The organism is Methanomethylovorans sp. (assembly GCF_050177135.1).
Lineage (GTDB): Archaea > Halobacteriota > Methanosarcinia > Methanosarcinales > Methanosarcinaceae > Methanomethylovorans.
In genome coordinates this window covers 1-3,413 of sequence record NZ_JBFXHJ010000200.1, presented here as the reverse complement: position 1 = coordinate 3,413, position 3,413 = coordinate 1, and the positions used below count along the sequence as shown (strand labels likewise).

Here is a 3,413-nt window from a genome sequence, read left to right as displayed (position 1 = left end):
CTGCATGGTTTATAGCCTTACGTAGCTCGTATCTGAGCTCTTCCCCATTACTGAGGCGCTCTTCCATGATCTCATTGAGCATCTCCCTGACCTCTGAGATGGTCAGAAGTTCTTCACTTAGAATGTTCTTTACTATCATCTAAATACACTCTTAATGTATCCTACGGTATGTGGAACTCTATATCAATAGATATATCTTATACTTACTCATCATGATATACCTATCGATAATAAGCTTAAAATGTTGCCAGTGAAGGTAGAATTACCATCACTTCTGGGGTTTCAGGTGCTGCGGCAGGGAAATTACTTCCTTCATGGAGTTACCGTCCCTTACCTGCAATAGATAAGCTCTGCCTCTCTGACCGACAACTTTACCTGTGCTTCCCTGGAATTTCGGGTTCGGCATTCCTTTTTGGACACTTGGGTCGATGTCTATGTGTACCATTTGCCCGTCATTGAATTCCTGAATAGCCTTACTTACTGGGGAAATACCTCTTTCCCTTATGGTCTTCTTCAATTTGTACCTTGTACAGTGCCTCTCACCATGTGACATAATTCTTCTCCGTTGTATGTATTGTGATTAATGGATAATAGTTCAAATATCGACATTCACTACATCAAGTTCAGCAACTGTTGCCTGTTTACCCAGTATCCCGGTAAGACTTGGAACGGTCCGTCCCTCATCACCGGATACAAGTTCTTTTACATAGAGGCCGCCTTCGCAGCTGACCCTCACCATTGCATGGTCTGCCTCCCATCCTAAAAGTTCTATAACATGGACATACCTTTTTCGGATCAGATCAGCCCTTCTGTGGGATACACGCTGAGGCGTCCGTTGCTGTATCTCTGCACCTGAAAGACTTTCCAGTGCTGATATTAGTTCTTCCTTTGAAACTGGGTCAGTGAATGTAACTTTAAGGTTATATACTTTATCCGCATGAGCGGATTTCAGCTTCTCTACCATTCCCTTTGATACAATCTGCAGATCATGAACTTCCACTTTACCTGAGGCACGGGTATTTATTGCCTCCTGAAGTTGTTTCAGATCGATGGTACGGATTCTGGGATTGATGGCCTCCACTACAAAAGGGCGGCCACTGCCAAGCATAAGAGCATCTATATCTTCCCTTCCCGCACCGTGGAATGCAGTATCATCGGCACTGGCTGCATCGATAACATCTTTTTTTATCAGCTCATCTACAGATTCCGGGTATTGCTTACCAGTAAAACCACATCTTTCACATCCCCTTCCTTTACAATTGCGACATGGCCATCTTGTCTGCGGGATGCCTCTTACAAGTTTTTTGTAGCGACCCTGTATATAAAGAGATTTTATCTGCAGGCTTAGGGTTTCGGAAGCAAGGTCGAGCATTACAACTATCTCGGGTTGCTCGAACTCAACTGTTTTGCCGGTCTTAGCTGCAACCAGCTTCCCTACCTCCCTGTTCATTTCTGTCTTTAACTGCTCGGCATGGGAAATACCACATTCGCTCCAGAGTATCTCCTCATTCTCACTAAGGAGGCCACTTACTTTGGTACCTACAAGGAAGCTGGAATACTCGAAGCCTTCAAGTGCAGCAACGGCAAGATCTGCCCACTTTTCCAGATCACTGAACAAACCAAGGCATACCCAGCAGCGCTCGTCCTCTCCGACGATACCAAGTACCTTTCGTGCAGAACTGCAACTCGAAGCAAGTTCCCGAAGAAGAGAATCATCTCCTTCCTCTTTATGAATACGGTGCCCTTCCATGGCAAGTGCCACCTTCAGGCTATTGCCCCTCTGGGCATTGGTAAGGCCGGTAGATAACTTTGCGAACTGCCTTCCCATGCAATGGTCGCAGATCGGCCCTTCATGGATTATCATCTTAGCGGTATCGAATATACTCATCTGATCACTCTGAATTTGTGTCCTGGTCATCTAATGGCAAACCAGGATAAAACTGTTATCTTTCTATCTGACCGGCCATGATCCTGTCAAGTTCATTATTTATAAGGATGATACAGTGATCTGCGTGCAATGACAGGGGACCTACAGATATCGTGCCTGCAGACATCCCAAGTACAAGATTTTCCTCATCTTCCGTAAGTCCGAGATGGTCACCCAGAATAAAAACACCATCTTTGATCTTTTCGGCCATATACCTTATATCTTCACCATCTTCCCTGAAGTAAAAGATCTTGCGTCCATCTCTGATGAATTCATCCAGCAAGATGCTCAGGTCAGCTTCACGTACCCATACTCCGGGAGTTGAACGGGTTTCAAGAGAGGAAATGTTGTCTAATTCCAGAGCTTTTTTTATCAAGGCGCCTGCGCTTCTTTCATCCGGGTTGAGATATCGTAGCTTTTCTCCGTTGAAACGTATAACCCTGGGAGAATTCGGCTCACCGAGGAGTAACAGGTGGGCCTGCACATCTCTTCTCAGATCATGAGAAAGAAAGAATACCGAATTGATACATCTGCAGAGGATATCCATTCGTCCTGCAGATCCGGGCATATCATTCAGTGAAAAACCACCTGTAGTTACAGCTTTATGTCCAATTATAATAAAATCCTGCATGTTCTCATCCACTTAAAAGAATAAACTTTCGCCATATTAGAAGATGGCAGATCAAACATCATTATCAGTACTATTGATATCACTGCCAGCGGAATATAGCCTTGCGATCATGACCGCCTTGTGGGCTACTTCTTCAGCAGTTTTACCGAATAGCCGTATCATAGGCTCCTTACCCACACTACCTGTATCATATATAATGTCAGGTATTTTTTTCAAATCGTTTGAACTGAAAGCCGTTATTGCAGATGTCACTCCCCAATCCATAGTACTGACATGCGAAGGTTCATCAGCTCTGTCAAAAGATGCAATCGAATACTTCAGTTCCTTGCATATGCGGAGTATTTTTTCGGAGTAACGTAAATTAACAGCAGCTTTTAAGGACGGATCATATCCCATAGCTGCAAGAATCATTCTTGCAACATGATCACTACCTCCAAATTCCACATTACCTGCAATATGTGGTCTGCCCTTTACACGCACGATCCTTCCGCTGACACCAGCTACATCCATTATTCCTGAGGCTTCAGGGATTGCCATGGCAATGTTACAGCCTACTTCCGGAACAAGTTTTCCGAACTCATCACAGGATATCAGAATATTGGCAGCTGAGATAGTATTTTGAAGAGTTTCGTATCTGTGAGAATTCCTGAGAGTCGAACCCAGCTGATTCACGGGGCCAACTCCATGTCCTACTTTTACACTGCTCACAATGGCTTTTTCTACAAAGGATTTGGCAAGCGTTGCAGCTTCATCGATAGAATGACCCCCGGCCAGAAATGCAGGTATGGAAGCAGCATATGAGCACCCGGAGCCATGCGTACCACCTTCGAGAAACTTGCCCCTAATGATAGTGAA

At 44.6% G+C, this 3,413-nt stretch carries 4 protein-coding genes; all 4 read right to left on the bottom strand.

Translation table 11 applies throughout. The annotated features are described in order from the left end of the window. Positions 1 to 268: 268 nt before the first annotated feature. Positions 269 to 553, bottom strand: a complete 285-nt coding sequence (locus AB7U21_RS11390; RefSeq protein WP_428389160.1) for a 50S ribosomal protein L21e — start codon at positions 551 to 553, stop codon at positions 269 to 271. A 42-nt stretch (positions 554 to 595) separates the two neighbouring features. Continuing rightward, the gene (locus AB7U21_RS11385) at positions 596 to 1,888 is read right to left on the bottom strand and encodes a tRNA pseudouridine(54/55) synthase Pus10 (protein WP_428389158.1); all 1,293 of its coding nucleotides are present in this window, start codon (positions 1,886 to 1,888) and stop codon (positions 596 to 598) included. Positions 1,889 to 1,943: 55 nt separating this feature from the next. Continuing rightward, positions 1,944 to 2,558: a tRNA (pseudouridine(54)-N(1))-methyltransferase TrmY gene (gene trmY, locus AB7U21_RS11380; protein ID WP_428389156.1), complete on the bottom strand. Its 615-nt coding sequence runs from the start codon at positions 2,556 to 2,558 to the stop codon at positions 1,944 to 1,946. Positions 2,559 to 2,609: 51 nt separating this feature from the next. Continuing rightward, the coding region (locus tag AB7U21_RS11375) for a thiamine-phosphate synthase family protein (protein ID WP_428389154.1) at positions 2,610 to 3,413 on the bottom strand (804 nt) is incomplete at its 5' end.

Coding starts and splice junctions, on each gene's coding strand:
- AB7U21_RS11385 (WP_428389158.1), bottom strand. CDS start 1,888: ATGAGTATATTCGATACCGCTAAGATGATAATCCATGAAGGGCCGATC.
- AB7U21_RS11390 (WP_428389160.1), bottom strand. CDS start 553: ATGTCACATGGTGAGAGGCACTGTACAAGGTACAAATTGAAGAAGACC.
- trmY (WP_428389156.1), bottom strand. CDS start 2,558: ATGCAGGATTTTATTATAATTGGACATAAAGCTGTAACTACAGGTGGT.